Source organism: Microbacterium sp. NPDC057741, from assembly GCF_042798735.1.
Classification (GTDB): domain Bacteria; phylum Actinomycetota; class Actinomycetes; order Actinomycetales; family Microbacteriaceae; genus Microbacterium.
The window spans coordinates 163,002-189,325 of the sequence record NZ_JBHVJW010000003.1 but is presented as its reverse complement, the minus strand read 5'-3'; the positions used below and the strand labels follow the sequence as shown (position 1 = coordinate 189,325).

At 69.9% G+C, this 26,324-nt stretch carries 33 protein-coding genes; 14 read left to right on the top strand and 19 right to left on the bottom strand.

Annotated features, from left to right (window positions below):
- Window positions 1–5 precede the first annotated feature (5 nt).
- Window positions 6–902 (top strand): sigma-70 family RNA polymerase sigma factor, encoded by an 897-nt coding sequence (locus ACFVDO_RS11915; protein ID WP_378855639.1) that lies wholly within the window; start codon window positions 6–8, stop codon window positions 900–902.
- 3 nt (window positions 903–905) lie between these two features.
- On the opposite strand, the gene ACFVDO_RS11910 is transcribed toward ACFVDO_RS11915, so the two are convergent.
- Window positions 906–1,700 (bottom strand): hypothetical protein, encoded by a 795-nt coding sequence (locus tag ACFVDO_RS11910; RefSeq protein ID WP_378855637.1) that lies wholly within the window; start codon window positions 1,698–1,700, stop codon window positions 906–908.
- Between the two features lie 94 nt (window positions 1,701–1,794).
- On the opposite strand from ACFVDO_RS11910, the gene ACFVDO_RS11905 reads away from it, so the two are divergent.
- Together ACFVDO_RS11905 and ACFVDO_RS11900 are read left to right on the top strand one after the other, a co-directional pair.
- Entirely contained in the window at window positions 1,795–2,544 is a 750-nt protein-coding gene (locus tag ACFVDO_RS11905; protein WP_378855635.1) for an SDR family oxidoreductase, read from the top strand.
- Between the two features lie 65 nt (window positions 2,545–2,609).
- Window positions 2,610–3,062: a DUF1801 domain-containing protein gene (locus tag ACFVDO_RS11900; RefSeq protein ID WP_378855633.1), complete on the top strand. Its 453-nt coding sequence runs from the start codon at window positions 2,610–2,612 to the stop codon at window positions 3,060–3,062.
- Window positions 3,063–3,065: 3 nt separating this feature from the next.
- On the opposite strand, the gene ACFVDO_RS11895 is transcribed toward ACFVDO_RS11900, so the two are convergent.
- From ACFVDO_RS11895 to ACFVDO_RS11880, 4 genes are read right to left on the bottom strand one after another with little or no spacing between them, the layout of a single operon-like run.
- The gene (locus ACFVDO_RS11895) at window positions 3,066–3,551 is read right to left on the bottom strand and encodes a methylated-DNA--[protein]-cysteine S-methyltransferase (RefSeq protein WP_378855631.1); all 486 of its coding nucleotides are present in this window, start codon (window positions 3,549–3,551) and stop codon (window positions 3,066–3,068) included.
- 37 nt (window positions 3,552–3,588) lie between these two features.
- Entirely contained in the window at window positions 3,589–4,338 is a 750-nt protein-coding gene (locus tag ACFVDO_RS11890) for an AAA family ATPase (RefSeq protein WP_378855629.1), read from the bottom strand.
- Window positions 4,339–4,384: 46 nt separating this feature from the next.
- The gene (locus tag ACFVDO_RS11885; RefSeq protein ID WP_378855627.1) at window positions 4,385–5,422 is read right to left on the bottom strand and encodes a cation diffusion facilitator family transporter; all 1,038 of its coding nucleotides are present in this window, start codon (window positions 5,420–5,422) and stop codon (window positions 4,385–4,387) included.
- Complete coding sequence (locus tag ACFVDO_RS11880) at window positions 5,419–5,784, bottom strand: ArsR/SmtB family transcription factor (protein ID WP_378855625.1); 366 nt, start codon at window positions 5,782–5,784, stop codon at window positions 5,419–5,421. Before ACFVDO_RS11880 ends, ACFVDO_RS11885 begins: the two co-directional genes overlap by 4 nt.
- 94 nt (window positions 5,785–5,878) lie before the next feature.
- On the opposite strand from ACFVDO_RS11880, the gene ACFVDO_RS11875 reads away from it, so the two are divergent.
- Window positions 5,879–8,083, top strand: coding sequence for an LLM class flavin-dependent oxidoreductase (locus ACFVDO_RS11875; protein WP_378855623.1), 2,205 nt, complete (start codon window positions 5,879–5,881; stop codon window positions 8,081–8,083).
- On the opposite strand, the gene ACFVDO_RS11870 is transcribed toward ACFVDO_RS11875, so the two are convergent.
- Window positions 8,067–8,999 carry an alpha/beta hydrolase gene (locus ACFVDO_RS11870; RefSeq protein WP_378855621.1) on the bottom strand — a complete coding sequence of 311 codons (933 nt, stop codon included), beginning with the start codon at window positions 8,997–8,999 and terminating at the stop codon, window positions 8,067–8,069. The genes ACFVDO_RS11875 and ACFVDO_RS11870 overlap by 17 nt on opposite strands.
- 64 nt (window positions 9,000–9,063) lie before the next feature.
- Between ACFVDO_RS11870 and ACFVDO_RS11865 the strand changes: the two genes are divergently transcribed.
- The 3 genes from ACFVDO_RS11865 to ACFVDO_RS11855 all read left to right on the top strand — a co-directional run bounded on the left by ACFVDO_RS11865 (window position 9,064) and on the right by ACFVDO_RS11855 (window position 11,320).
- A complete protein-coding gene (locus ACFVDO_RS11865) occupies window positions 9,064–9,726 on the top strand; it encodes a TetR/AcrR family transcriptional regulator (RefSeq protein WP_378855619.1) in 663 nt (220 codons plus the stop codon).
- Between the two features lie 66 nt (window positions 9,727–9,792).
- Window positions 9,793–10,539 (top strand): GIN domain-containing protein, encoded by a 747-nt coding sequence (locus ACFVDO_RS11860; RefSeq protein WP_378855617.1) that lies wholly within the window; start codon window positions 9,793–9,795, stop codon window positions 10,537–10,539.
- Between the two features lie 46 nt (window positions 10,540–10,585).
- The gene (locus tag ACFVDO_RS11855) at window positions 10,586–11,320 is read left to right on the top strand and encodes a hypothetical protein (RefSeq protein WP_378855615.1); all 735 of its coding nucleotides are present in this window, start codon (window positions 10,586–10,588) and stop codon (window positions 11,318–11,320) included.
- A 21-nt stretch (window positions 11,321–11,341) separates the two neighbouring features.
- On the opposite strand, the gene ACFVDO_RS11850 is transcribed toward ACFVDO_RS11855, so the two are convergent.
- Entirely contained in the window at window positions 11,342–12,016 is a 675-nt protein-coding gene (locus tag ACFVDO_RS11850) for a DUF998 domain-containing protein (protein WP_378855613.1), read from the bottom strand.
- 36 nt (window positions 12,017–12,052) lie between these two features.
- Entirely contained in the window at window positions 12,053–12,694 is a 642-nt protein-coding gene (locus tag ACFVDO_RS11845) for a TetR/AcrR family transcriptional regulator (protein WP_378855611.1), read from the bottom strand.
- 142 nt (window positions 12,695–12,836) lie between these two features.
- Between ACFVDO_RS11845 and ACFVDO_RS11840 the strand changes: the two genes are divergently transcribed.
- The 3 genes from ACFVDO_RS11840 to ACFVDO_RS11830 all read left to right on the top strand — a co-directional run bounded on the left by ACFVDO_RS11840 (window position 12,837) and on the right by ACFVDO_RS11830 (window position 14,681).
- A complete protein-coding gene (locus ACFVDO_RS11840) occupies window positions 12,837–13,493 on the top strand; it encodes a hypothetical protein (protein WP_378855609.1) in 657 nt (218 codons plus the stop codon).
- A gap of 33 nt (window positions 13,494–13,526) precedes the next feature.
- A complete protein-coding gene (locus tag ACFVDO_RS11835) occupies window positions 13,527–14,171 on the top strand; it encodes an ATP-binding protein (protein WP_378855607.1) in 645 nt (214 codons plus the stop codon).
- Between the two features lie 75 nt (window positions 14,172–14,246).
- Window positions 14,247–14,681, top strand: a complete 435-nt coding sequence (locus tag ACFVDO_RS11830) for a UBP-type zinc finger domain-containing protein (protein WP_378855605.1) — start codon at window positions 14,247–14,249, stop codon at window positions 14,679–14,681.
- On the opposite strand, the gene ACFVDO_RS11825 is transcribed toward ACFVDO_RS11830, so the two are convergent.
- Genes ACFVDO_RS11825 through ACFVDO_RS11810 form a run of 4 tightly spaced genes read right to left on the bottom strand, consistent with a single transcriptional unit; the run spans window position 14,635 to window position 16,747 of the window.
- The gene (locus tag ACFVDO_RS11825; protein WP_378855603.1) at window positions 14,635–15,444 is read right to left on the bottom strand and encodes an inositol monophosphatase family protein; all 810 of its coding nucleotides are present in this window, start codon (window positions 15,442–15,444) and stop codon (window positions 14,635–14,637) included. The two genes, ACFVDO_RS11830 and ACFVDO_RS11825, sit on opposite strands and share 47 nt — an antisense overlap.
- A 30-nt stretch (window positions 15,445–15,474) precedes the next feature.
- On the bottom strand, window positions 15,475–15,834 hold the full coding sequence (locus ACFVDO_RS11820; RefSeq protein WP_378855601.1) for an MmcQ/YjbR family DNA-binding protein: 360 nt from the start codon (window positions 15,832–15,834) through the stop codon (window positions 15,475–15,477).
- Window positions 15,835–15,855: 21 nt separating this feature from the next.
- Window positions 15,856–16,317 (bottom strand): MarR family winged helix-turn-helix transcriptional regulator, encoded by a 462-nt coding sequence (locus ACFVDO_RS11815; protein ID WP_378855599.1) that lies wholly within the window; start codon window positions 16,315–16,317, stop codon window positions 15,856–15,858.
- Between the two features lie 37 nt (window positions 16,318–16,354).
- Window positions 16,355–16,747 carry a DUF1304 domain-containing protein gene (locus tag ACFVDO_RS11810; RefSeq protein WP_378855597.1) on the bottom strand — a complete coding sequence of 131 codons (393 nt, stop codon included), beginning with the start codon at window positions 16,745–16,747 and terminating at the stop codon, window positions 16,355–16,357.
- 98 nt (window positions 16,748–16,845) lie between these two features.
- On the opposite strand from ACFVDO_RS11810, the gene ACFVDO_RS11805 reads away from it, so the two are divergent.
- A complete protein-coding gene (locus ACFVDO_RS11805; protein WP_378855595.1) occupies window positions 16,846–17,958 on the top strand; it encodes an LLM class flavin-dependent oxidoreductase in 1,113 nt (370 codons plus the stop codon).
- Window positions 17,951–18,622, top strand: a complete 672-nt coding sequence (locus tag ACFVDO_RS11800; protein ID WP_378855593.1) for an NADPH-dependent F420 reductase — start codon at window positions 17,951–17,953, stop codon at window positions 18,620–18,622. Before ACFVDO_RS11805 ends, ACFVDO_RS11800 begins: the two co-directional genes overlap by 8 nt.
- A 21-nt stretch (window positions 18,623–18,643) precedes the next feature.
- Here ACFVDO_RS11800 and ACFVDO_RS11795 read toward each other — a convergent pair whose 3' ends face one another.
- From ACFVDO_RS11795 to ACFVDO_RS11775, 5 genes are all read right to left on the bottom strand, one after another.
- The gene (locus ACFVDO_RS11795; RefSeq protein WP_378855591.1) at window positions 18,644–19,624 is read right to left on the bottom strand and encodes an NAD-dependent epimerase/dehydratase family protein; all 981 of its coding nucleotides are present in this window, start codon (window positions 19,622–19,624) and stop codon (window positions 18,644–18,646) included.
- A 68-nt stretch (window positions 19,625–19,692) separates the two neighbouring features.
- A complete protein-coding gene (locus ACFVDO_RS11790; protein ID WP_378855589.1) occupies window positions 19,693–20,730 on the bottom strand; it encodes a tocopherol cyclase family protein in 1,038 nt (345 codons plus the stop codon).
- A 44-nt stretch (window positions 20,731–20,774) separates the two neighbouring features.
- The gene (locus tag ACFVDO_RS11785; protein ID WP_378855587.1) at window positions 20,775–21,131 is read right to left on the bottom strand and encodes a YciI family protein; all 357 of its coding nucleotides are present in this window, start codon (window positions 21,129–21,131) and stop codon (window positions 20,775–20,777) included.
- Entirely contained in the window at window positions 21,128–22,390 is a 1,263-nt protein-coding gene (locus ACFVDO_RS11780; protein WP_378855585.1) for an RNA polymerase sigma factor, read from the bottom strand. Before ACFVDO_RS11780 ends, ACFVDO_RS11785 begins: the two co-directional genes overlap by 4 nt.
- On the bottom strand, window positions 22,387–22,587 hold the full coding sequence (locus ACFVDO_RS11775) for a hypothetical protein (RefSeq protein WP_378855583.1): 201 nt from the start codon (window positions 22,585–22,587) through the stop codon (window positions 22,387–22,389). The genes ACFVDO_RS11780 and ACFVDO_RS11775 overlap by 4 nt, the downstream gene beginning before the upstream one ends.
- 284 nt (window positions 22,588–22,871) lie before the next feature.
- On the opposite strand from ACFVDO_RS11775, the gene ACFVDO_RS11770 reads away from it, so the two are divergent.
- Both ACFVDO_RS11770 and ACFVDO_RS11765 read left to right on the top strand, forming a co-directional pair.
- Entirely contained in the window at window positions 22,872–23,300 is a 429-nt protein-coding gene (locus tag ACFVDO_RS11770; protein WP_378855581.1) for a MarR family winged helix-turn-helix transcriptional regulator, read from the top strand.
- Window positions 23,301–23,395: 95 nt separating this feature from the next.
- On the top strand, window positions 23,396–24,985 hold the full coding sequence (locus ACFVDO_RS11765; RefSeq protein ID WP_378855579.1) for an SPFH domain-containing protein: 1,590 nt from the start codon (window positions 23,396–23,398) through the stop codon (window positions 24,983–24,985).
- Between the two features lie 181 nt (window positions 24,986–25,166).
- Here ACFVDO_RS11765 and ACFVDO_RS11760 read toward each other — a convergent pair whose 3' ends face one another.
- Window positions 25,167–25,649, bottom strand: a complete 483-nt coding sequence (locus ACFVDO_RS11760; protein ID WP_378855788.1) for a phage tail protein — start codon at window positions 25,647–25,649, stop codon at window positions 25,167–25,169.
- Window positions 25,649–26,275 (bottom strand): glyoxalase, encoded by a 627-nt coding sequence (locus ACFVDO_RS11755; RefSeq protein WP_378855577.1) that lies wholly within the window; start codon window positions 26,273–26,275, stop codon window positions 25,649–25,651. The genes ACFVDO_RS11760 and ACFVDO_RS11755 overlap by 1 nt, the downstream gene beginning before the upstream one ends.
- Window positions 26,276–26,324 lie beyond the last annotated feature (49 nt).

Below are 26,324 nucleotides of genomic sequence, written 5' to 3'. Positions count from 1 at the left end.
GGGTCATGACCCTCGCAGCCACCCCCGCCACCCGCGCCTGGGAAGCGGAGCGGGGGCGGCTGATCGGCATCGCATACCGGATGCTGGGCGACTTCGGCCATGCCGAGGACGTCGTCTCCGAGGTGGCGATCGCGGCGCTGAACGAGGAGCGCGCCGGAGAGCGGGTGCGCTCCTGGCCTGCCTGGCTGACCACGGTGTGCGTGCGCCGCACGATCGACAGGGTGCGCTCGCTGGCCGCATCCCGCGAGGAGTACACCGGGCACTGGCTGCCTGAACCGGTCGCGACCTCGCGGCTGCCGGAGGACGCGGTGGCCGACCGCGAACTGCTCTCGATCGCCCTGCTGCACCTGGCCGAGCAGCTCAGTCCCGATGCCCGCGCGGCGGTCGTGCTGCACCGCGCGTTCGGGATGTCGGCGGTCGAGATCGGCGAGATCCTTGAGCGCTCCCCCGCCGCCGTGCGGCAGTTGATCTCGCGCGGCGAGCGCCGGCTGCGGATCTCATCGGACGACGCGGATGCTGCGGATGTGCCGCCCGCCGACCCTGCCGCGCTCGCGTCTCTGGTGACGGCGATCGAGGGCGGCGACGTCTCCGCGGTGCTGGACCTGCTCACCGACGACGCGATCCTGTGGAGCGACGGCGGCGGTCGCGTGCGCGCGGCTCTGAACCCGATCTTCGGCGCCGACAAGGTGCGGCGTTTCTTCCTCGGCGTCATCCAGAAGGCGATCGCGCACGACCCCGATCATCCCTTCGCGGTCGCGATGCTCGACGCGAACGGCGAGCCGGCCATCGCGCTCACCCACTCCGGCCGCACCGATGTGCTCGCACTCGAGTTCGACTCGGCGGGCCGCATCCGCGGCATCCGCCAGGTGTGCAACCCCGACAAGCTGCACTTCGTGCTCTGACGGCTATCGAGCGGCGAGCGCGAGCGCCGAGGCGACCACGGGTTCGTGCCGCTCTCGCATCGCCTCGTCCCACCAGCCGGCCAGGTGCAGGGTCGCGATACGGAAGGCAAGGGCTCGCAGTACGAGCTGCGGCCAGTCCGGGTCATCGTCGGCCGTCTTCAGCAGGTCCAGCGGTACCTCGTGCCAGCACACGGCGTCGGCGACGGCGATCGCCGCCGCCCAGCGCACCGGCCGCCAGTACGGCGCCCAGTCGATGATGGTCGGCGGCTCCGGATCGGCGAACAGCACGTTGCCGAGCAGGTCACCGTGGATGAGTTGAGAAGCGGATGCCACGGGGCGCAGTGCCATGCTGATCCTGTTCAGCATGGGGTCGTCGACGAGCGGCTCCTCCTGCCAGGCCATCCGATCCGACCGCGACCACGGATCGTCCGCGGCGTCGATGAAGTCGGGGCGGGGCAGGTGCGCGATCGCGCGGTGGAACGCGTCGCCCGCGGCGATCACGTCGAGCACGCGAGTCTCGTCTGCCGCACCGGGCATCCGGGTCCAGGCCTCCCAGCCATCGATGCTCCAGGCGCCGCTCGTCGAGCGGATCGGCCGGGCGGTGCGGAAGTCCGCATCGTGCGGCAGGTGCTCGAGCACCTCCGAGTGCCAGTCGCCCTCCACCGGATCGCCCATCGGGCGCAGCACGATGTCGCCCGCGAGCCAGGTCGTCCCTCGCCCTCCGGGCAGAAGCCGCGCCGCTGCGGGGTCCGCGCCGAAGGCGGTGAGGATGTCGTCGGAGGGGCGGGTCACGGGCATCCCCCGAGCGTAACGGCGGCACCTGTCACATTCCGATGCTCCGCCACGACATCCTGGTGAGGCCGTGCAAGGCGGCCGGACGAGGAGGTGCGCGATGCGGATCGCGATCGCGGGAGGTACGGGAACCGTGGGGCGGCACGTCGTGGCCGCTGCGCAGGATCGAGGGCACGAGATCGTGGTGCTGGCGCGCTCGACAGGCGCCGACGTGATCACCGGCATCGGGCTGGACGACGCGCTCACCGGAGTCGACGTCGTGATCGACACGAGCAACACGACGACGCTGTCGGCGTCGAAGGCGCGGTCGTTCTTCGAGACCGCCACCAGGAACCTGCTCGCTGCCGAGCGGCGTGCCGGCGTCGGCCACCACGTGGCGCTGTCGATCGTCGGCATCGATGACATCGACGCTTCGTACTATGCGGGAAAGCTCGCCCAGGAGCGCACCATCGCCGCAGGTGCTGTGCCGCACACGATCGCCAGGGCTGCGCAGTTCCACGAGTTCGCCGGGCAGCTGCTCGCCGCGATGCGCGGACCGGTCGCGCTGATGCCGAAGACGCTGATGCGACCCGTCGCCGCGCGCGAGGTCGGGGCGCACCTGGTCTCGGTCGCCGAGGCCGCCCCCGCAGGACGGGCCACCGATCTCGTCGGCCCGCGCGACGAGGTGCTCGCCGACCTCGCCAGACGCCAGCTCGCACACGACGGCATCCGCCGCCGTGCGCTCGAGGTGCGCCTGCCGGGACGCTACGGCACAGGGCTGGCGTCGGGAGCGCTGCGCGGCTCGGATGCCCGGGTCGAAGGGCACGTCACGTTCGAGGAGTGGCTGCAGAGCGAGGACCACCGGAGCTGATCAGGAATCGAGAACACGCCGACGCGCCGTTCCCGTAGCGTGCTTCGCAGGGAACGGAGGACGCCATGGTGGGGAAGACGACGAACGACGGGCTGTCCGCGCAGGAGCGCGCGGCGGTCAAGCAGCGCGCTCAGGAGCTGAAGCTGCAGGCGAAGCGCGAGAAGGAGGCCGGCAGGGCCGCGGCCGAGAAGGCAGACCAGCTCGCGAAGATCGCCGAGATGCCCGACGGCGACCGGCAGACCGCGGAGCGGTTGAGCGAGATCGTGGCCGCCGCGGCGCCCGAGCTCGCGCCGCGGCTCTACTACGGACAGCCCGGCTGGGCGAAGGACGGCAAGGTCGTGGTGTTCTTCCGCAGCGGCCAGATGGACAAGGACCGGTACTCGACGATCGGATTCAGTTCACGCGCCGCGCTGGACGACGAGCACGGGCTGTGGCCGACGGCGCTCGCACTGCAGGATCCGACCGAGAAGGCATGGAACGCGGTGACGGCACTGGTCCGCAGAGCCGCCGAGGCCTGACGCTCAGAACAACGATCGCGGCAGTACGCCCTCGTGCTCGAGCAGCCAGCGCTTGGTGGCGAGGCCCTCACCCGGCGCGCCGCCGGAGTAGCCGCCCAGCCCGTCGCCGGCGACGACCCTGTGACACGGCACAATCAGCGGGATCGGGTTCGCGCCCATGATCGAACCGATCGCACGGGCGGGCACCTCGGTGCCACTGCGCGCGGCGAGCTCGCCGTAGGTGACGGACTCGCCGTGACCTACGGTGTCGTACAGCGTCTCGAGCACCGCCCGCGTCACCGGCGTCTGCCTGCCCAGATCGATCGGCAGGTCGAACGCCGTCAGCTCGCCGGCGAAGTAGGCGTCGAGCTGCTCGAGCGCAGCGCCGAGCACCGGGTCGCCGCCGGATGCGGGGATGCTCGTGGTCCAGGTGACGCGGGTGATCGCGGTGCCGTCGCTCTCGACGCCGATCACTCCGACGGGGCTGTCGAGCAGGCCGAACGAGGTCATGCGTCGAGGCTAGTCGCGGCATCCGACATGCCGGCGTTCAGCCGAGCAGGTGCCGCAGGTAGCGGCCCGGCTCGTCGAGATACGAGCGCCAGTGGCGCACCAGTTCGAGGTCGCTCCACTCGGCCTCGCGCAGGCCCCACTCCCCGACCTCGAGGATGCGGGCACCTGGCAGCGCGGCCAGCACCGGCGAATGCGTGGCGCAGAGCACCTGGCCGCCGTCGTCGACGATGCGCTGCAGCACGGAGATGAGGCTCAGCGTCGACCCGAACGACAATGCGGCCTCGGGCTCGTCGAGGCAGTAGAAGCCGGGGCTCTGGAAGCGGTCGTCGAGCAGCGCGAGGAACGATTCGCCATGGCTCATCTCGTGGAATGCGACGTCACCGCGGGGAGACGGGTTGTCCTCGAGATACGTGTAAAACGAGTGCATCGTCTCCGCACGCAGGAAGAAGCCCCAGCGATCGGCACCCACCCCGCGCTGGATGCGCAGCCAGTCCGACAGCGGCGATTCGGTCGGGCGCGTGCTGTGCCGCGCCTGCCGCGAACCGCCCTCGGGCGAGAGCCCGTAGGCGATAGCGATCCCCTCGACGATCGTCGACTTTCCGCTGCCGTTCTCGCCGACCAGGAACGTCACACCCGGGTCGAGGTCGATCCCGTCCCGCAACACCTGCGCGACCGCCGGGATGCTGGTGGGCCACTCTCCGCTCGGCGGCGGAGCGTCGTCGTTCGGACGCACCGCGACCACCGGCTGCTGCCTTCGCCGCCCACCGGGCTCCCAGAACGAGGTCACACGCTGAGGCTACCCGGGGCGGCAGACGCCGGCATCCGGTCCGCGATCAGGCGGCGCGCACCCCGACGATGAAGTCGTCGACGTTGGGCAGGTGCGCGCGCACGCTGCGCTCGGCATCCGCCGCGACATCCGGATGCCCGGCGGCGGCGACCACGACGGCGTCGCCCTGCAGGCGGTGTCCGACCCAGCGCAGCCGCACCCGCTCGATGCGCTCGACGCCGTCGACGTGCTCGATGGCGTGTTCGGCGCGGTCGACCAGCTCGGGCTCCACGCCGTCGAGCAGCCGTCGCCCCACGCTGCGCACCGTGCCGATGAGCAGCACGAAGATCGCCGCCGAGATGACGAGTCCGATGATCGGGTCGGCGAGCGGGAAGCCGAGCAGCACGCCGATCCCGCCGATGACCACCGCAAGCGAGGTGAACCCGTCGGTGCGGGCGTGCACGCCGTCGGCGACGAGCGCCGCCGACCCGATGCGCCGCCCGACGCGGATGCGGTAGATCGCGACGGCCTCGTTGCCGAGGAAGCCGATCACGCCGGCGGCGATCACCCAGCCGATGTTGTCCAGCGGCTGCGGATGCAGGATGCGGTCGATCGACTGCCAGGCGGCGACCACGGCAGAGAGCGCGACGACGAAGACGATGAACAGGCCCGCGAGGTCCTCCGCTCTGCCGAATCCGTATGTGTAGCGACGGGATGCCGCACGGCGGCCGAGCACGAACGCGATCCAGAGCGGCACGGCGGTGAGTGCGTCCGAGAAGTTGTGGATCGTGTCGGCGAGCAGTGCGACCGATCCGCTGAACGCGACGACGGCTCCCTGCAGCACGGTGGTGAGCAGCAGGAGCACGAGGCTGATCTTCAGCGCACGGATGCCGGCGCTGCTGGCCTCCATCGCGTCGTCGATCGAGTCCGCAGCGTCGTGCGTGTGCGGCACGAACAGGCCGTAGAGGAAGCCCTTGAATCCCGTCGGGTGCTCGTGGCCGTGATCGTGGTCGCCATGGGAGTGCGAGTGCCCGTGGTCGTGGTCGTGATCATGCCCGTGCGTGTGGTCGTGCTCCGCGTGCGTGTGCGTGTGCGTCCCGGTCATTCGCCGGCCCTCTCCTGGTGGTGGTGCCGAGGCACGCCGCCGAGGGAGTGCTCGGCCTGGAAGATCGCCGACGCGACGAGTTCGGAGGCGTGCTCGTTCTCGAGCCGGTAGTACACCCGCTGGCCGTCCTGGCGGGTGGCGACGATGCGAGCGAGGCGCAGCTTGGCGAGGTGCTGCGAGACCGCGGCCGGGGACTTGTCGACGATCTCGGCGAGGTTGTTCACCGACAGCTCGCCTGCGTCCTGCAGGGCGAGGATGATGCGCACCCGCGTCGCGTCCGCCAGCATCCCGAACACCTCGACGGCAAGCTCGACGAAGGAGCTGTCCGGGCTGTATCCGCATTGCCGCTTATCTGCACTCATACGCAGATACTAAAACAAGGAGAGGGCCGTGGGAAATAGTGGCGTAACAGAGCGAGTTGCAGAATGAGGGGACACATCCGAGGAGGACAGCGACATGGACTACGGCCACGAGCTCCGGTTCGGCACCTTCATCACGCCGGTGAACGGTGATGCGCAGCAGCCGGTGCGGCTCGCGCAGGCGAGCGAGGAGCTCGGCTACGACGTGGTGACCTTCCAGGATCATCCGTACCAGCCGGCGTTCCTCGACACCTGGACGCTGATGTCGTTCGTCGCGGCCGCGACCTCGCGCATCCACATCGCGCCCAACGTGCTGAACCTCCCCCTGCGACCGGCACCGGTCACTGCCAGAGCCGCGGCATCCCTCGACCTGCTCTCCGGCGGCCGCTTCGATCTCGGCCTCGGTGCGGGCGGGTTCTGGGACGCGATCGAGGCGATGGGGGGACGCCGGCTGACGCCGGGCCAGGCGGTGGACCAGCTCGACGAGGGCATCGACGTGATACGCGGGATCTGGGATGCCGCAGGTCGCGAGCACTTCCGCGGCGGCGAGTACTACCCGGTCAATGGCGCGAAGCGCGGGCCGTCGCCCGCACACGACATCCCGATCTGGCTGGGCGCACTGAAGCCACGGATGCTGCGCCTGCTGGGCCGCAAGGCGGACGGCTGGCTGCCCTCGCTCGGCTATCTGAAGCCGGGCGACCTGGCCGCGGGCAACGCACGCATCGACGACGCCGCCTCCGACGCCGGCCGCGCCCCGGGCGAGATCCGGCGGATGCTGAACGTCGGCGGCGATCTGCCTGCCGAGCGGCTCATCGAGCTCGCCCTCGACGACGGCGTGAGCACCTTCATCCTGGTCGGCGACGACGTGACAGCCATGCAGCGCAATGCCGAGGAGGTCATCCCCGCGGTGCGCGAGGCGGTCGCCGCCGAGCGCGCCCGGCGCGGCACCGCCCCGGCGTCGGCACGCAGCGCTGCCGCGCTCGCCCTTCGGAGCCCGCGCATCGACTACGACGCCATCCCCGCCTCGCTGCGCGACCGCGCCGTCGAGCCGGGCGACTTCGAGTACCGCACCGTGAAGTCCACCTACCTGCGTGCCGGGTCGCCCGGAATCGTGCTGCGCCCGCAGACGGCCGACGCAGTGGCCGACGCGATCGGCTTCGCCCGGGACCATCGCGACGTGCCGCTCGGCATCCGCAGCGGCGGGCACGGCATCAGCGGCCGCAGCACCAATGACGGCGGAATCGTGATCGATCTCAAGGCTCTGAACGGCATCGAGGTGCTCGATGAGGATGCGCGCCGCGTGCGCGTCGGCGCAGGCGCGCGCTGGACGGATGTCGCGCAGGCACTCGCCCCGCACGGCTGGGCACTGTCCAGCGGTGACTACGGCGGGGTCGGCGTGGGCGGGCTCGCCACAGCCGGCGGGATCGGCTTCCTCGCCCGCGAGCACGGGTTGACGATCGACCACCTCGTCGGGGCGGAAGTCGCGCTCGCTGACGGCTCGCGCGTGCGGGCATCCGCCGACGAGCATCCGGACCTGTTCTGGGCGCTGCGTGGCGCCGGCGCGAACATGGGCGTCGTGACCTCCTTCGACTTCGAGGTCGACGCGGTCGCCGAAGTGGGCTGGGCACAGCTGGCGTTCGACGCCTCCGATGTCGCCGGGTTCCTGACCGGCTTCGGCCACGCACAGGAGGCCGCTCCGCGTGACACGACGATCTTCGTGATCCTGCACAGTCAGGGCGGCCAGGTGATCGGGCGGATGTACGGAGTCGTCGACTCCGATGTGCCCGACACGATCGTCGAGCGCCTGCAGCCCTTCGCCGACGTGGCGCCGCTGGTCGGGCAGCAGGTGAACCTGGCGCCCTACGCGTACATCATGGCCAACGCGTCGGATGCCGCGCACGACGGCCAGGGCGAACCGCTGTTCCGATCCGGCCTGGTGAACCACATCGACGACGCCGTCGCGGCAGCCGCCGCCGTGCTGGTGCGGACGCCGGGAACGCACTGGTTCCAGATCCGCTCGATCGGCGGCGCGGTGGCCGACGTGCCGTCGGACGCCACGGCCTATGCGCACCGCTCCGCGAACTTCTCGATCACGGCCTCCGGTGCGGGCACCGCGTTCGACCGCGCCTGGAACGACCTCGCCGCGCACTTCAAGGGGCTCTACATCAGCTTCGAGTCGCGGACGGATGCCGCCCTGCTGGGCCGGGCCTATCCGGCCGCGACGCTCGACCGTCTGCGCGAGGTCAAGCGCCGCTACGACCCGGACGGCCTGTTCCGAGACAACTTCAGCGTGCGGGACTGAATTCCGCGCGAGACCTCGATTCCTGCGGGAGACCCGTGCTCTGCACAGGGGTCTCGCGCGGAACTCGGGAGGCCGCTGGGATCTCACGGCCGACGACATCGAGCACTGCGTCGAGGGCGGCATCCGACTCCAGCACCCGGCTGTGGCCTTCCCCCTCGGTCTCGATCAGCGTGACCCGAGCCGGGCTGCGCTGCGCCAGCCGGCGACTCTCGCCGATGTCGGCCATCCGATCGCCGCGGTCGTGCACGACCGTGATCGACAGCGCGGGCGAGAGCGGCTCGCCGAGCAGGTCGTACCGCCCGTCGAGCACGTAGCCGCGGCGGCGCAGCCCGTTCGCGAACCAGGCCTGCTGCAGTCGCATCGCACGACCGCCGATGCCTGCCATCCGGGCGAACTGCTCACTGAGGTAGTCCACACGCACGATCGGAGCGATGGCGACGATGCGGCTGGTGATCCCGGCATCCGCCACCGCGGCCGCGACGGCGAGCGTGCCGGCGGAGTGCGTGACGATCGCATGGAAGCCGCCCTCACGACGGGCGAGCGCGTCGACGACCGCACGGAACTCGCCGACGTGCGTGCGGCGACCCGGCGAGTCGCCGCTGGCCGGAGCATCGAAGCCGATCACGCGGTAACCCTCGGAGCGCAACTCGCGCACGATCGCGGCGAACTGCGCGGCGCGGCCGCGCCAGCCGTGCACGACGAGCACGGTGCGCTCCCCGCTGCCCCATTCGTAGACGACGACGCGACGCCCGGCGACGATGATGCTCTCGCGGCGGGCCGCATCGTGCGTCGCCTGCTCGCGCTCATGCACCGGGCGCCTGCGTCCCAGCCCGAGGTAGGCGGGGTAGGTGAGACCAGCGGCGAGCGCGGGGGCCAGCTTGTCGATCGAGCGGATCATGGCGTTCATCTCCAGCATCTCCAAACAATACGTACGGGCGTGCACTTAGTTATGTGGACGATCGTACTGGTATATTCGAGACATGACAACCCCCGTGATCGACGGTCGCCGGGCCCGAGGCGATCGCTCCCGTCAGGCCGTGCTGGCGGTCGCCGTGCGGCGCGCCTCGACCGACGGGCTGAACGGCGTCTCGATCGCCCAGCTCGCCACCGAGACCGGTACCAGCAAGAGCGGCGTCGCCGCGCTGTTCGGCTCCAAGGAGCAGCTACAGCTGGCCATCGTCGCCGACGCCAAGCGCGTCTTCACGGACGTGGTCGTCGAGCCCGCCCGCATCCACCCGCGCGGCCTGCTGCGCCTGCGCGCGCTGGTGCGCGCCTGGATCGACTACTCCTCTGGCCGCACGTTCCCCGGCGGATGCTTCTTCCTCGCCGTCGCCGCCGAATTCGCCTCGCGTCCCGGCCCCGTGCACGACGCGATCTCCGACGCCATGCACCTGTGGCGGTCGTACCTCGAGATCTCCGTCGCGCAGGCGATGGACGACGGCGACCTGCCGCACCTGCAGGATGCCGTGCAGTTGAGCTTCGAATTCGAGGCGCTGCTCTCGCAGGCGAACCGCACCTCCCTGATGCACGGCGGCGTCATGCCCTACGACCGGGCCGAGCGCGCGATCGTCGAGCGTCTGCAGGCCCTCGGCGCGAAGGATGCCTCGCTCGACATCGAACTGGGACCCCGACCGAGGGGCTGAGCGGCAGCCGGATCTCATACCGGAGTACCTTCCGCACCGATCCGGGCCGCCGATACGCTGGCACGCATGCTCAGACGCCCGCTCTCCGCCGTCGCCCTCAGCGGCTGCTCCCTCATCCAGGACTCCGGCCCGTCGACCACGCAGCAGCGCGACGTCGAGGGCATCACGGCCGTCGAACTGGACACCAGCGGCGATCTGACCGTCACCCTCGGCGAGGCGACGTCCCTGTCGGTGACGGCGGGCGAGAAGGTGATCAACAGGCTCACGAGCACGGTCGAGGACGGCACCCTGCGCCTGGGCGTCAGCGGCCAGACCCTGAGCTTCGGCGGCGAGATCCGATACGAGCTCACCGTTCCCTCGCTGGAGTCGATCGTCGTGCAGGGCTCCGGCGATGCCGACGTCGACCTCTCCGGCGCGACGGCTCCCGTGATCACGGTCAAGGGCTCGGGCGAGGTCACGGCGACGGGCCTGACGGCCGACACCGCATCGATCACCGTGGACGGCTCGGGTTCTGTCGAGGCCGGCGAGATCCAGGTGCAGCGCCTCACAGTGCGGATCGACGGTTCCGGGGAGATCACCGCGAACGGCGGCGCGGCGTCCCAGTCCGTCGATATCCGCGGCTCCGGCGACTACCACGGGTCCGACCTGCGCAGCACGGATGCGAAGGTCGTGGTCCGCGGGGCGGGCGGCGCGCATGTGCACGTCACGGGCGACCTCGTGGCCACGATCGACGGCAGCGGCGACATCCGCCACTCCGGTGGTGCGCATGTGACCAAGGACGTCTCCGGCTCCGGCGAGGTCGTCGCAGACTGAAAGGTACGCTGGAAGGCGCTGTCTTTGCGATCTGAGGGGACAACACATGGCGCTGCCTGACTCCATCTTCGAGGCCAAGCGACTCGCCGATCCCCGCGCCGTGCTGCGCGTGGTCACGCAGGGCGAACCCAGCGACCGCCTGCCGCAGGACGCGGCGGCGTGGGTGGGGCGCAGCACGTCGGTTCCGAAGATGATCCTGAAGACAGTGCTGGTCATCGCGATCACCGTCGGTGGCGTCTGGGTCGTGACGGTCAACGCCTGGGATCACGACAACTTCTTCCCCTGGTACTGGAACGTGATCTGGACGATCTTCCCCTGGGTGTTCCTGGGGCCGCTGTGGGCCGCGTTCTTCCGCTCCCTCTCGCGCAAGCCCGCGAACGACCGGTTCCGCAAGGAGTACGCCGCGGCGCGCGGGAACGCGACCGCGACGGTCGGCAGGGTCGTGAACACGAAGCTCGCGCAGACCGACTCCGGCGGGGTCGCCGAATACGTGGCATCCGTCGCCGATGCGGACGGCGAGTTCATCGTGAACCGGCTAGCGGTCGGAACGGCGTTCGCGCCCTTCGAAGCCCCGCAGCCGGGCGAGGCCGTGCACCTGTGGCGATTCCCCGAGGGGTGGACGCTGATCCAGACCGCCCGCGGCGGCGCCAGGGCCACGAACCCGGATGCCGGCGACGACGCGCTGCCCGCGCAGCTCGAGCGGCTCGCACGCCTGCACCGCTCGGGTGATCTGACCGACGAGCAGTTCGACCTGGCGAAGCAGAAGCTGATCGCCGGCTGAGCGGCGAGGACACCGGCGACGTCAGCGCCGGGCGAGAACCGGATGAGGCACCGCGCGGTACGCGGCGACCGACGCCAGCGCGAGCCACGCCCACCCCGCCAGCACCGCCAGCCAGAGCAGCCCGACGCCGAACGGTGATCGTGCCAGCGCCCCGCCCGCGACGAACGCGACGATGATCACGGCGCCGGCGATCCGGGACCACAGCGCGGCCTGCGCCGTCGTGTTCCTCGCCAGCCAGGACGCGGCCACGAAGGCCGCTGCTCCGAGGGAGAGGAAGCCGATCCCGCCGAAGACGAGGTGCAGCATCCCGGATATGGTGAACACGCCGCCGCCCGCGCCGGGAGGGAAGTCTGCCGTCGCATCGGGCGGGAAGACCGCACTCATGAAGAGGCAGACGCCGTAGACCGCGACGAGCACGGCGGCCGTGCGCGGCCAGGCCGGAGTGCGGAGCATCCCGACGGCGGCGACCAGCGTCATCAGACCGGCCAGCACGAGGTTGGTCGCCTGCAGCCAGCCGAGGTTCCCGAGCAGCAGCATGCTGAGCGCGTCGCGGTTCAGCGCGAAGCCGGGGCGGGTGAGTGCCAGGATCAGCCCGAAGATCAGATAGAAAGGTCCCGCGACAACGCCCCATCCGAGCATCGAGCGGGTGACGGCGGCGGCGCGGTCGAACCCGTCCGCCTGCGATGCAACAGCCATGTCGAACTCCTTGTCCTCCGTGCCCTGATCGATGGGTCAGGTGCGCTTCATGTGCGCGGCGAGGAACGCCTCGGCGGCCTGCGCCGCCTGTTGCTTCCGCTCCCGCGCAGAAGGGATCCAGCCCGGGTGGAACATCGCGCGATCCAGCGATGGCCCCAGGGTGAGGAAGGCGAGCCGGGATGCCGCGGCAGAGGCGTCCGTCACGTCGATGAGCCCCTTCTCGCCCCAGTCCTGCACCGCATCGGCGAGCACTCCGATCGCCCGCTGCGGCCCCCACGTGTAGTACTCGTGTGCGAGGTCGGCGAACTGATCCGCCTCGGCGATGAGCAGACGCCGCAATGCGAGAACCTGCGGCTGCATCACGGAGTCCAGGTAGGTGCGAGTGAGCCGCTGCAGCGTGTCGTGCAGTTGAGGGGTGGTCTCGGGCGCCGGTTCCAGCACCGCCGAGAGAACCTGAAGGATGCGGTCCGAGGCGCCGATGATGCCCAGTGCCAGCTCGCGGAACAGCGTCTCCTTGTCGGAGTACTGCTTGTACACGGTCTGCTTCGACACCTGCGCATCGGCCGCGATCTGATCCATGCTCGTCTTCGCGTACCCCTGTCGCAGGAACAGCGCGAGTGCGGCCTCGGTGATCTGTCGACGCTTGAGCGCCGTGCGTCCGTCCTCATCCGTCGCCATGACGTGATAGTACTGGACCGTCCAGTACTCCACCAGCCCCTTTCCGGACGGCGCGACTACGCTTCTGTGAGGGCCCCGGCAGCGCAGGGGCGTTTCCCGGGCCGGCAAACGGCCCGCCGTTCGTGAAGAGGATGCCCAACGGATGACCACGGATGCCACGCCGTCGCGACGCCACGACCTGCCCCGCCGGCTGAGCCGATCGCGGGTCATCACGCTCGCCCGCATCCTGCTGCCGACCTGGGACGGGTCACTGGCCGCGCTGACCGCCGAGCTTCGCGCCGAGGCCGGACTGACGGATGGCGCGTTCCGCACTCTCTTCCCCACCGACAGCGCCCTGCTGCACGCCGTCGACCTGGAGCTGATCGAGGAGTGCGCACAGCGCGTGCGATCGGCGGCGGAGACCTTCGACCCCCGCGAGCACGATGGCGAAGACCTGGTGCTCGCCCTGTCGATCGCACTGGCGGAGGCGCGTCCGCTGGACTGGAGCTCGCTCACGATCCGCCTGCGGGAGCGGCAGCTCGCGGCATCCACCGGCGCCCGCAGCGAGGATGTCATCGAGTCGGAGCGCGCGTTCCTGCCTGCCCTGCTGGATGCCTTCGAGCTGCTGCTCTCGCGGATCGGCCGCGAGTTCGAATGGCAGCCGGCGCTCGGCGTGCGCGTCGTCATCCTGACCTACGAGCGCTCCTTCGAGTCGTGGATCATGTCGGGCGGCGACGAGAAGTCGTTCGCCGGTTCGCCGTTCGTGCGGCAGACCCTGCCCGCGCTGCTCGTCGGGGTGAGCCGGGCTGTCGAGAGCTGAGGGCTCGGCCCACCGCAGCAGATGGGCGCTCACATGACCGCAGACGACCGCAGCACCTGGACCGTGACGACGCACGACTGGACGCACGACGTCGATGTCGCCCACCTCGAGGGGGTCAGACGCGCTCGCGCCGAATACGAGCGTGGCGGCCGGCGCCATCAGATCCTTGAGGTGCTCGCGTACGCCGATGAAGAGGCCGCGGATCAGGGCCGGATCGGAAACGTCGTCGTGCGGATCATGAGCGACGGAATGGTGGCGGTGACCGACGACGGGCGCGGCACCGACACTCGACGCGACTCCCTCGGCCGCCCCGTGCGCAAACCGGTGATGGCGACCGCCGATCAGCGCTTCTTCGAAGCCGACGCTCCCCCACTGCTGCCCGACGGCTTACCCAGGCGCGGGATATCGACCGTGGCCGCGCTGAGTTCCTGGTTGTCGCACGAGAATCACCGCGCGGACGGAGCCTGGAGCCAGGAGTATCGCCGCGGCGTCCCGAGCGAGAATCTGCACGAGATCCCTTCCGACACACCGACCGGGACCACGGTCAGGTTCATCTCGGAGCTGGGCACGCCGGCAGGACTGACAGCCGACGATCTGCAGGGATTCCCCTGGCTGGAGATCCAGTACGCGGATGAGATGGGGCACTCTCATCCTGGATCATGGGTCCCCATATCTTGAACGGGGTGCTCGCGGCACGCGACGGACTGCTCCTGTTCTGACGACACTGTTCGAGAGCGCGCGTAGAGTCCACGCATGAGCGACGAAGCGAGAGTTCCTCAGGACGTGCTCGACACCGCGCCCGGTCCGTCCGGCGACGGCTGTCAGGAGTGCGAGTCGGCCGGAGGCTGGTGGTTCCACCTGCGCCGGTGCGTGGTGTGCGGGCACGTCGGATGCTGCGACGACTCCCTCGGCCAGCACGCGACCGCGCACTTCGAGGCCGCCGGCCATCGCTGGATCCGCAGTTACGAGCCCGGCGAGGACTGGTTCTGGGACTACGCAGACGCGCGCATCCTCATCGGCGGGGACCTGACGCCGCCGCTCGCTCACCCCGCAGACCAGTCGGTGCCCGGTCCGGCCGCCCGCGTGCCGGCGGACTGGCAGCGGCAGCTCGCGGCCGCGCGGGCGGCGCGTGACCAGCCGCTCACCCGGCCGGCGGCGCCCCGGTCGCCTCGAGGTGCGGGGAGATGATCTCGAGCATGTCCGCATGCGTCGAGATGTCCGCAGCGATGAGCAGCCCGCGACCGCCGCTCACGGGCCCGCCGGCCAGGTCGGTGACGACGCAGCCGGCTGACGCGCACAAGGCGACTCCGGCGGCGAAATGCAGGCTGTCGCTCACCTGCCCGTCGGAGACGTAAGCCGCGCGCCGCCCGGCCGCAACCCACACGACCCCCAGGGTCGTGGAGATCACCCGAGGTCCGTATCGTGCACGCAGCCGCGGATCGCCGACGAGCGATCCACCGACGAAGCACTGATCCAGGGGTCCATCGCAATTCACCTCGACGAGTCGCGAACGCGCCGAAGGCGAGAGTTCCAGGTCACGCCCGCCCGCACGGAGAGCCGCCCTGGTTCCGTCAGTCCAGAAGATCTCCCGCGCGATCGGATCGGCCACGGCCGCGGCGACGTCGGCTCCCTCGTCCCGCAGCGCGACGTTCACCGCGACGAGCGGAGTCGCCGCTGCATAGTTGATCGTGCCGCACAGCGGGTCGATGAACCAGCGGCGCCCGCCGCCGTCACCCGCGAAGGCTCCCGATTCCTCGCCGACGCGTGCGTCAGCGGCACGGTGCTCGTCCAGCACGGCGAAGATCGCACGCTCCGCATCCAGATCGATCTGCGTCGCGAAATCAGTGCCGGACTTCGCGAAGCGCTCATGATCGACACCGTAGCCACGCGCGACGACGTCGGCACCGGCTTCGGCGGCCGTGATCGCCACCTCGACATCGCTGAGCGCCATGCTGCGAGGATAACAACGCCGGCGCCGCGGCTAGCCCGGCCCTCCCGGATGCGCGAGGTCGTACGCACGCGACAGCTTCTGCGGCACGACCATGCGCCAGGCGTCCACGACGAACTCCCTGGCCTCCGCAGGATCCAGCGCCGCGAGGTCGGAACGCACCCAGTGGAACCGCATGTCCGAGGGCGACGGCATGGAGAACTTCTCCGGCTGCCCGCCGACGAGGCCCTCGCGCATCTCCTTCGGGAAGCCGAACTCCATGGTGCGCTCGTCCACTGAGAACGCGACGTAGACCAGCTGGCCCACCCGGAACTTCACCCGCCCGCGGACGAGCACCTCGTACGACCGCTCCAGGGTCGAGCCGAGAGCGCGCACATCAGCGATGGTCGCCACCGCCCCAGGATACGACCGACCTCAGACACCGAGGTGCCGGCGCAGCGCCGTGGAGATGCCGTCCAGCTGCTCCAGCTGCTCGGCGCTGAGCGCGTCGATGAACAGCTCCCGCACCGCACGCAGGTGCGGAACGGACCCGGCGCGGAACGCCTCACGCCCGGCATCGGTGGCGATCACGTCGACACCGTGCGCGGCCTCGATGCAGGGGTTGCGCGCGATCAGGCCGCGCTTCTCCATCCTGCCCAGGTGATGCGAGAGCCTGCTGCGCTCCCAGCCGATCAGCGACGCCAGCTCCGACGAGCGCAGCGTGGAATCCGGCGCCTCGGTCAGCGCGAGCAGCACCCGATAGTCGCCGGACGACAGCTCCGACTCCGCCAGCATCCGGCCGCCCAGCCGCGCCCGCAGCTCCTCGGAGGTCTCGAGGTAGTCGCGCCAGACCCGCACCTGCTCAGACGTCGGCATCGTCCGGCGCTTATCGCTCATCGCTCTCCCTCGTGGGATCCGAGCGTCATGGACGCGCTCAGCTCGAGGCCGCGATGATCAGGCTGATCACGGCGAGCAGCGGGATCGTGCCCTGCACTGCGGCCGCCCGCAGCTTGGATGCGTCCGAGAGCACGAGCACGAGCGCGGCCGCGAGCATCGTGCCCGTTCCGGCGAGCATCAGTGTGATCCCGATCTCAGCCCCGCCGGACAGCGCGAAGATGATCCCGATCGCCGTGATCACGGCGAGGAACAGGTTGTAGAACCCCTGGTTGAAGGCGAGAGCCTTCATTGTCTGCGCATCCGCCTCGGACGGCACTCCGAAGACGCGGCGAGTGGACGGATGCGTCCAGCGCATCGATTCGAGCACGAAGATGTACACGTGCAGGAGAGCGGCGAGAGCGGCGAGCACGACCCCGATGATGAGAAACATGATGGGACACAGTCTCCTCCCCGGGAATTGACACGTCAACCATTGCGTTGCATCCCTCTGATGGCCGGACACACCGGCCCAGGGAAGGTCGTGAGGCGATGTCCATCGACGCGTCAGGATTCGAGTTCGGGCTGAACTCCTTCGGCGACGTGGCCACCGACGGCGGTCGCGTGCAGACCGACGCCGAGGCGGTGCGCCTGCTCGTCGAGGAGGCCCAGCTGGCCGAGTCCGTCGGCCTCGACGTGTTCAGCGTCGGCGAGCACTACAAGGAGGACCAGGTCGACTCGGCGACACCCGTCGTCCTCGCGGCTGCCGCCCAGACGACCTCGACGATCGGTCTCGGCACATCCGTGACGGTGCTCTCCACCCAGGATCCGGTGCGGCTCTACCAGGAGTTCGCGACCGTCGACGCCCTCTCACAGGGCCGCACGCACCTCGTGCTCGGCCGTGCCTCGGCGATCGAGTCGTTTCCCCTGTTCGGCTACGACATCGCCGAGTACGAGGCGATCTTCGAGGAGAAGCTCGACCTGTTCCTGCGTCTCATGCGCGAGGACCGCGTCACCTGGTCAGGCAGGTACCGCGCGCGGCTGGACGACGTGCGCCTGCACCCACGGATGCCGGAGGGCGGCATCCCCGCGTGGATCGGCATCGGTGGCAGCCCCGACTCCGTCGTCCGAGCCGCCAAGCACGGACTGCCCCTGATGATGGCGATAATCGGCGGCCGCCCGGAGCGCTTCGCCGGTCACGTGGAACTGTACCTGCGGGCGCTCGCGAAGTACGGTCACCAGGAGCTGCCGATCGCACAGCACTCGCTCGGCCTGATCGCCGAGACCGACGACGAGGCGAAGAACGTGCACTGGAAGCACTGGCAGCCGGTCGTCACCGAGATCAGCAAGGAGCGCGGCTTCTACCCACCGACGCCGAAGCGCTACGCCGAGGAGATCGAGTTCGGGGCCCTCTACGTCGGCTCCCCCGAGACCGTCGCGCAGAAGATCGCCGCTGCGGCCAGGGCGAACCACCTGTCCCGCTTCGACCTGAAGTACGACCTGCGCCACCTCCCCCGCGAGGTGCGCGAGAGCAGCATCCGGCTGTTCGGCGAGAAGGTCGCGCCGCGTGTCAAGGAACTCCTCAACGAGGACCCCGGAGACTGGTACCTGACCCGGCGCCCGCTCGCCCGCATCACCAAGGACGGAAAGGCAGTCCATGTCTGAGAGCAGCATCCGCACCGTCGGCATCCTCGGTGCCGGCAAGGTCGGCACGGTGCTCGCAAGGCTGGCCGTCGCGGCCGGCTATCGCGTGCTGATCGCCGGCTCGCGCGACCCCGAGCGCATCGCGCTGACGATCGAGGTGCTCGTGCCCGGCGCGACCGCCGCGCACACCGATGACGCGGTCCGGGAGGCCGACGTCGTCGTGCTCGCGCTGCCGCTCGGCAAGCACCAGAACCTGCCCGCGGACCGGCTCGAGGGCAAGCTCGTCATCGACACCATGAACTACTGGTGGGAGACCGACGGCATCCGCGACGACCTCAGCGACCCGCGCACCTCCACGAGCGAGATCGTGCAGGAGTTCCTCGCCGGCTCCCGCGTCGTGAAGGCCCTGAACCACATGGGCTATCACGACCTCGACGAGGAGGCCAGGCCGGCGGATGCCGCAGGCCGCAAGGCGATCGCGATCGCCGGCGACGACCAGGCGGATGTCGCCGAGGTGGCCGCCTTCGTCGACTCTCTCGGCTTCGACCCGGTGCTCGCGGGCCCGCTTGCTGCGGGAGCCGTGCTGCAGCCCGGGAACCCGGCCTTCGGCGCGAACCTGCCGGCCGACGAGCTGCGCGAGCTGATGGATGCCGCGCCTCAGCCGCATCCGGTGCCCGTGAGCTGACCGGCACGGAGTGGATCCGCCTCAGACTTCGACGTCGAGCGCGCTGCGCACCTCGCTCTCCTCCTCGTCGGTGAGGCCGGCCCGCCGGGCCACGTCGCGCGTGCGCTCGTACTCGAGCGCGTCGGCGAGAGTGTCGGCGAGCGGGCGCGTCACCAGCCCGGCAGCACGAGCGCGACTGGTGTCCATCGTCGCGAACCAGCGCCACCCCGGATCTTCGATCCACAGCGGCATCGATTTCGGACCCATCCATTCTCCGATGCCGAGCTCCGTCACCCGGTCGAGCGGGACGAGTCTCAGTGGGGCGGAACTGCGTGCGACCTGCTTCGAAGTCTCGAGAACGTCGCCGAGCGTCGTCGTCGGTCCGGTCGCGTTGAACACGCCGTCGATCCGCTGCTCGGCGGCGGTGATCAGCCAGCTCGCCAGATCGCGGACGTCGATCAGCGCAACGGGGAAGTCGAGGTCGTCCGGGGCGATCACGTCATCGCCGGTCGGCGATGCGAAGCGCCACGGCCAGTAGCCGGTGCGTCCCGAGACATCGCCCGGCCCGCCGATGAGCCCGGAGCGCACGATCGTCGCCGAGGACGCGGCTTCCAGGACCGCCTGCTCGCACGCGACTTTCGCGGGTCCGTACTCCTCCATCGACTCCATCACCTCGCCGTCGAGAGGGGTCAGCAGCGCGGCATCCTCGGACTGCTCGGGCCGATCGAACGCAGCGTAGACGTTCCCGGTGGACACGAAGACCCGGTGGCGGGCGTCGAGGTCTCGAACGGCACGGCGGACCTGGCCGGGGTGTCGCGATACGTCGATGATGGCATCCCATTCCCGTCCGGCCACGCCGGCGAGCCCGTCCTCCTCGTCTCGGTCGGCGGCGATGAAATCGACGCCTTCAGGCGCGGGCGCGGTGCCGCGCGCAAGGCAGGTGACCGCGTGCTCGCGGGCGACCGCCTCGTTCGCGATCGCCCTGCCGAGGAAGGCGGTGCCGCCGAGTATCAGGATCTCCATGGCTCGATGCGACCATGATCCGCAGTGCGGTGTCCAGCGATTCCGCTCAAGGCAGACGGTCGGCTGAGTCAGCCCTCGACAGGCGGAGCGTGGGTCGCCGAGGCGTCCGTGCCGCGGCGGACGAGTTCCGCGCGCGCCCGTTCCAGACCGCCGTGCTCCAGACCGGCCAGCGTCGACCTGCCCGACCACACGACCGCTCCCCTGCGCCGAACGGTCACCTCGAGCGTGCCCGCCAGGTGCTCCAGCGCGCCGGCCGTGTTGCGCTCCTGAGAGGGCAGCGGCACCGGCAGCACGCACGATGCGCCACGCGGCGCTGTGCCTGCAACGTCGATCGCCCACCCGTAGCCCCGGCCCCGCAGCATCCACTGCTCGTCGTCGACCGTCGCGCGCACCGGGCTGATGCCGGGATTGCCGAGCCGGATGACCCTGCCGCCGCCGGGCAGCCGCACGACAAGACCCGTGACCTCGGTGCGGATCGGACCGGAATGGACCTGCCCGCCGGCGAACGCCACGCAGGCGCCCCGCTCGGCGAAGCCCTGCGCCTGCCCCCACCACCAGGAGTCGGGGAACCCCTCGCGACCCCAGTTCTTCTCGGCGTAGATCTGCGCGTCGCGCAGTTCCCATGTCTCGTCGCCCAGGGTCGCGGTGCCGTTCACCCGCCCGCCGAGCAGCCACGGATGCCAGTACTGGTTCAGCGCCGGCACGGACTGGAAGATGCTCGACCCGCCGAACGCGCGATGCGGCCACAGCAGCGGATCGTCGATCGTCACGTCGAGGCGGGCGTCGGGCCCGAGGTCGACCTGCAGGCGTCGGTCGCTGCCGTGGAACGCCTCGCCGGCGTGCGCCCCGACGCCGACACGATCCGCGGATGCCGTCGGATGCTCGGCCACGCGCAGGAACCCGCCGGGGTGCGCGGCGAACCCGAGAGTCGCCCACGGACCGTGCAGGCCGCGGTTGACGCCGTTCAGCGCGATGATCACCCGGCCGTTCGAGGGATCGGTGATGCGCCAGAAGTAGCCCTCCATCGCGACGCCCGGATGCGCCGGCAGCGGACTCTGGAACGGCAGATCCGCCCCCGTCGATCGGTACCACCCGCGCAGGCCCATGTGCGTTGTCTAGCACGGCGCGATGCGGCGGGGAAGACGTCGGTTCAGTCGCGCTCCCACGGCAGCTTGACCAGCGGCAGGATGTAGATGCGGCCGAGGACGGCGCTCGGATGCTTCGCCATGAACTCCGCGGCCTCGTCGATCGAGTCGGCGGTGATGAGGTCGTAGCCGGCGAACCACTCCTTGAACTCCGGGAACGGCCCGTCCGTGATGAGGGTCTGGCCGTCTCGGACAGCGACGGACTTCGCCTGTTCGGGGCCGGCGACCGGGTCTCCCTCACCGAGACGGCCGTCGGCGTTGCCCTCGGCCGCCCAGCGCTCGAGGATCGCCTGGTCCTCGTGCTGCGGCAGTTCGGTGCCGGTCGAGTCGGACATGTGGATGACGAGGTACCTGCTGCTCATGATCGTGCTCCATTCGGTGCTGCGAGTTGATTGCGTCGGCGGATGAGGTGTGCGGTCTCGGCGGTGTTCCCGGCCAGCTCGATCGCGCGGTCGTAGGCGATTCGCGCGTCTGCGGATCGGCCGGTCGCGCGCAGCAGCTCCGCCCGGGTTGCGTGGAAGGCGTGGAGGCCGTCGAGCCTGTCGGCAAGGCGGTCGACGATGGCGAGTGCGACATCCGGTGAGTCGTGCTCGGAGATGGCGATGGCCTTGTTGAGGGTGACGATCGGGCTCGGATCGACCTCCTCGAGTCGGGAGTAGAGGGTGACGATGCGTGCCCAGTCGGTGTCGCGCGCGTGCGGAGCCGTGACGTGGACGGCGTTGATCCCCGCGAGCAGCGAGTACCGGCCGGGGCGGGCGCTCGGCGCCGCATCGAGCAGCTGCAGCCCTTCGGCGATGAGCGCCCTGTCCCAGGCGCCGCGGTCCTGCTCGTCCAGCCGCACCAGCTCTCCATCGGCCGAGATGCGCGCTGCGGACCGTGCCTCGGTGAGCAGCATCAGCGCAAGAAGCCCCGCCACTTCGGGATCCTCCGGCAGCAGCACCCGAGTGAGCCGGGTGAGGCGGATTGCTTCGGCCGTGAGCTCCCGCCGGATCGGCGGCGTATCGGGTCCGGTGGCGAGGTACCCCTCGTTGAAGATCAGGTACAGCACGGTGAGGACTCCGTCGACACGGGCCGGGAGATCCTCCGCCGCGGGGATCGTGAACGGGATGCCGGCGGACTTGATCCTCGCCTTCGCCCGGCTGATCCGCTGCCCCATGGTCGTGTCCTGGACGAGGAACGCGTGGGCGATCTCGGCGACGGTGAGCCCGCCGAGGATCCTCAGCGTCAGCGCCACACGCGCCTCCAGGGACAGCTCCGGGTGACAGCAGATGAACAGCAGCCGCAGGCGATCATCCTCGATGATGCCGACCGGAGGTGCAAGGTCCGGGTCGTGCAGCATGATCGCCTCCCGATGCTTGTCCTCCCGGTGCGCCTCGCGCCGCAGCCGGTCGATCGTCCTGCGGTTCGCGGTGGTGGTCACCCACCCGGCCGGGTTGGGCGGGATGCCGTGATCCGGCCAGTTCTCGACCGCCGCCGCGAACGCATCCGCGGCCATCTCCTCCGCCAGATCGAGGTCGCCGAATCGCCGCGTGAGTCCCGCGACGATCCGCGCCCACTCGTCCCGGTGCACGCGCGTGATCGCCGCCGCGACATCGGACTCACTGCCCTGGGACAGGGTCATGACGCGAGGTGGAAGAGTCGGAACTTCGTCATGCGCTTGTCTCCTTCGACGGATGCGGCCTCGTGCTGCATCTCTTCATCTGTACTACGCCGCTCGGCGTCGCGCTCGGCGATCAGACGGCGTCGCTCAGCCCTGACCAGGTTCTGCTCCGTCTCGAGACGGTGAATGAGGATCGCCCCCATCGGGTCGATGTACATGTGACAGGTCCTTCCCGATCTGACCGGACGCGTCTCATCCGGTCATCAAGACCACGAACGACCTGGGGCCGTTTCGACACCGAACCGCCGGATCGGACCGAGCCCGACATTTCCGTGATCAAACCGTTGCTTTTCGTTACCTCGCCGTTATAGAGTGATCGCACGGTGAATGTTTGCTGTGGCATCCACCGCATGTGATTGCAGGACCTCTTGGTGCAAGGGACAAGGGCCGGTCGGGAGCCTCTCCGACCGGCCCTCAATCTTGTCCGCGCTAATCTGTGATGATGACCGACCGCCAGCTCGCCCTGCAGGCGTGGGAGAGCCTCTTCCGCGCCCAGCACGAGCTGTTCGCCGAGATGATCACCGACTTCGACGGTGCCGACGTCACCCAGGCCGAGTACGACGTACTGCTCACCGTCGTGCGCTCCTGCGAGATGACCGCCCGGCTGCGCGACGTCACTGCGAACATGCTCATCAGCCAGCCCAGCGTCTCGCGCCTCGTCGACCGGATGGTCAGCCGAGGCCTGATCACGAAGGCCACCGACCCGGAGGACGGCCGCGGTTCGCTGCTCACCGCCACCGAGGACGGCGCGCGCACATTCCGCGTGCTGGCCGCCTCGCACGGCCGCTCGATCGCCGAGAAGATGTCTCGGCTGGATGCCGACGAGCAGCGCACTCTGCTCGCCCTGACGGAGAAGCTCCGCGGGCTGTAATCCACAGGGCAGTTCTCCCCATCTGCAGCATCCCTCGCTTTCTGGCAAGGTGGTCGGCAAGGGACTCCGCTGGGGAGTTCAGGCTGGAGGGCCCCTTGGAGATCGCCGCGCTCGTCGGAATCCTCATCACTGTCGGAATCGCACTCGCGTTCGTCGTCGTGCTGGTCGGCATCGTCGCACTGTTCGCACGCAGCTGGATCAAGGTCGCACGCGCCGACGAGGCGCTCGTGATCTCCGGTCGCAAGCAGAAGGTGCAGCGCGCCGTCGTCAACAGCGACGGCAGCACCAGCTCGGAGATGGCCGAGTCGCCGGTCACGGTCATCGTGAACGGCAAGGCCGTCGTCAATCCGATCACGCAGCGCCACGAGATCATCTCGCTGCGCTCGCGCCAGGTGTCGCTGAACGCCGAGGCGCAGTCACTCGACAGCGTCACCCTGAACGTCGACGGCGTCGCGATCGTGAAGATCGGCTCCGACCCGCTGTACGTGCGCCGCGCCGCGGAGCGCTTCGCCTCGCAGGACAAGGCCATCGAGCAGTTCACCACCGAGCAGCTCGAGGGTGCCCTGCGCGGCATCGTCGCGACCCTCTCGGTCGTGGAGCTCATGCGAGAGCGCAAGAAGTTCTCCGACCAGATCGCAGCCGACGTCTCGCAGGAGCTCGCCGAGCAGGGCCTCATCCTGGACTCCTTCCAGATCAAGGGCATCACCGACAAGGTCGGCTACATCCAGTCGCTCGGCGCACCCGAGATCCAGGCCAAGCGCCAGGCCGCCGAGATCTCGCAGACCAACGCCGACCGTGCTATCAACCAGAAGAACATCGCCAACAACGAGGCGAACCTGATCGAGCAGACCGCGCTCGACACCAACACCGCCAACGCCAACGCCGGCATCGGGCGCGCCCGCGCCGAGGCCGAGCAGGCGGAGCACCTCGCTCGCGCACAGGCCGAGCAGGCCGTTCTGCAGCAGCAGGCCGAGAACAAGCAGGCCCAGCTGGATGCTGACGTCAAGCGCGTCGCCGACGCGCAGCGCTACGACGCCGAGACCAAGGCCCAGGCCGACCTGTTCACCCGCGAGAAGGCCGCCGAGGCCGCCGCGATCGAACAGGTCAAGCAGGCAGAGGCCCGCACACGCATCGCCGAGCAGCAGGCACAGGCCGACAAGGCCCGCGCCGCCGGTGAGGCCGCGGCCGCCGAGGCCAAGGCCGCCGGTGAGGCCAACGCGCTGCGCGCGCAGTCCGACGCCGAGGCATCCGCCCGTCGTGTGCGCGCTGAGGCCGAGGCCGCCGCGATCCGCGCCGAGGGTGAGGCCCGCGCGGCCGCCGTCGAGGCCGAGGCGAAGGCCATCGCCTCGAACCAGGAGGCCTTCCTGTCGCAGCGCGTGCTCGAGGTGCTGCCCGCGATCATGGGCGAGTTCGCCAAGGGCTACGCGACGATCGGCAACGTGTCGATCATCGGCGGCTCCGGCGAGGACGGTGCGTCCAGTGTCGTCGGCGGCGACAACGCCAAGGCCATGCGCGCGGTGTTCGACAGCGTGAATGCGGCAACCGGCCTCGACCTGGCCGCGATCATCCAGGGCCAGGCCGTCGGCCGCGGCTTCGGCGCCGGCGTCGCACAGGCGACTGAGGAAGCCGCTCCTGCGGCCCCCGCACGCCCGGCGAAGACCGTCGAGGTCGCCCCCGAGGACTGACCGCAGACACGAAGGGCGCGGATGCTGCGGCATCCGCGCCCTTCGTGCGTCCGGAAGTACTGTTCGCGCCACCCGCAACAGGAGAATCGGCGAAAACAGGATGCTTGCGCGCGATCCGTCCTGTCCTGGGCGAATCTCCTGTCCTGGGTGACGTGGGCCGTGCTCCGTGTGTCCGGACCTTCTACGCGGCGGCCGGAGGCAGCGGGTGCTCGCCCTTGATGACGAAGTAGCTGCCACGGATCTCGCCGGCGAGCTTGGACCGCTGGCGCACCCACTTGAAGGCATCGAGCTCGACGGGCGGGGCCATCCCCTCGCTCAGCTTGAAGCCGACGGCCCGCTTGCCGCCCTCGGCCTTGGTCCACAGGACGTTCACCGCCAGTCCGTCGGTGAAGTACAGCGAGGGCCAGAACAGCTCGTCGTCGTTGTAGACGAACACCTCGAGCACGGGCGAGGTGAATTCGATGCCGCGCTCGCTGCGCAGGATCTCCAGGGTCCAGGCGACGACCTCAGGGCTCTCGGCGGGGGTCGACGTGACGTAGTCGGACTCGTACTTGTTGGCGAAGTACCTGGCCTCGTTGGCGCGCAGCCCTGCCAGAGCCGGCGCGACCGGCGACGATTCGAGTCCGTCGAGGGAGGTGTCGGTCCAGCTCACGGTCGTCATGATCAGCTCTCTGCCTTTCGTTCGGAGACGCGTGCCTGGATCCAGTCATAGCCGTCGGGGTCGGTGAACGCCCCGTCGGCGTCGACGGCCAGGCGGTGCGCCCCGGTACCGGCGGCGTCGCACCCGACCTGCTTGGCGAGTGCCGCCCGCTTGTAGAGCGCCAGTTTGACCGCGCCGGTGTCGAACTCGACGTAGGAGGGGAAGCTCTTCGCGACCGTCAGGCCCTGCTCCTGGTAGAAGTTCTTGCTCGCCTTGACCTTTTCGACACCGAGCAGCAGCACGACCCGTTCGATCTCGCCGGTCGCCGGCCCGGTCGCGGTCTTGTTGGCGCTGGCGACCTGCCACGTCGTGCCGTCCGGCGCCCGGAAGGATCCGCCGTAGCCCCACAGGCTCTTCGCGACCGGCTTGAGTACCTGGGCGCCTGCGGCGAGCGCGCGGGCGATCACCGTGTCGACGTCACCCGGCTGCACGAGGATGAGAGAGGGCGCGAAGCCGCGGAAGCCGGAGCTCGGCTCGTCGCCCGCCCGCACGGTGACGCGGTCGCCCAGGCGAAGAGCGTCACGGTAGAAGGACTCCGAGGCCGGGATCTCGTCCTCCGGAACCTCGATGGTGATGCTGTGAATGTTCATGCTTCGAGCGTAGAAACGCGGCTCAGGCGGGGCTTCTCGATTCCTGACC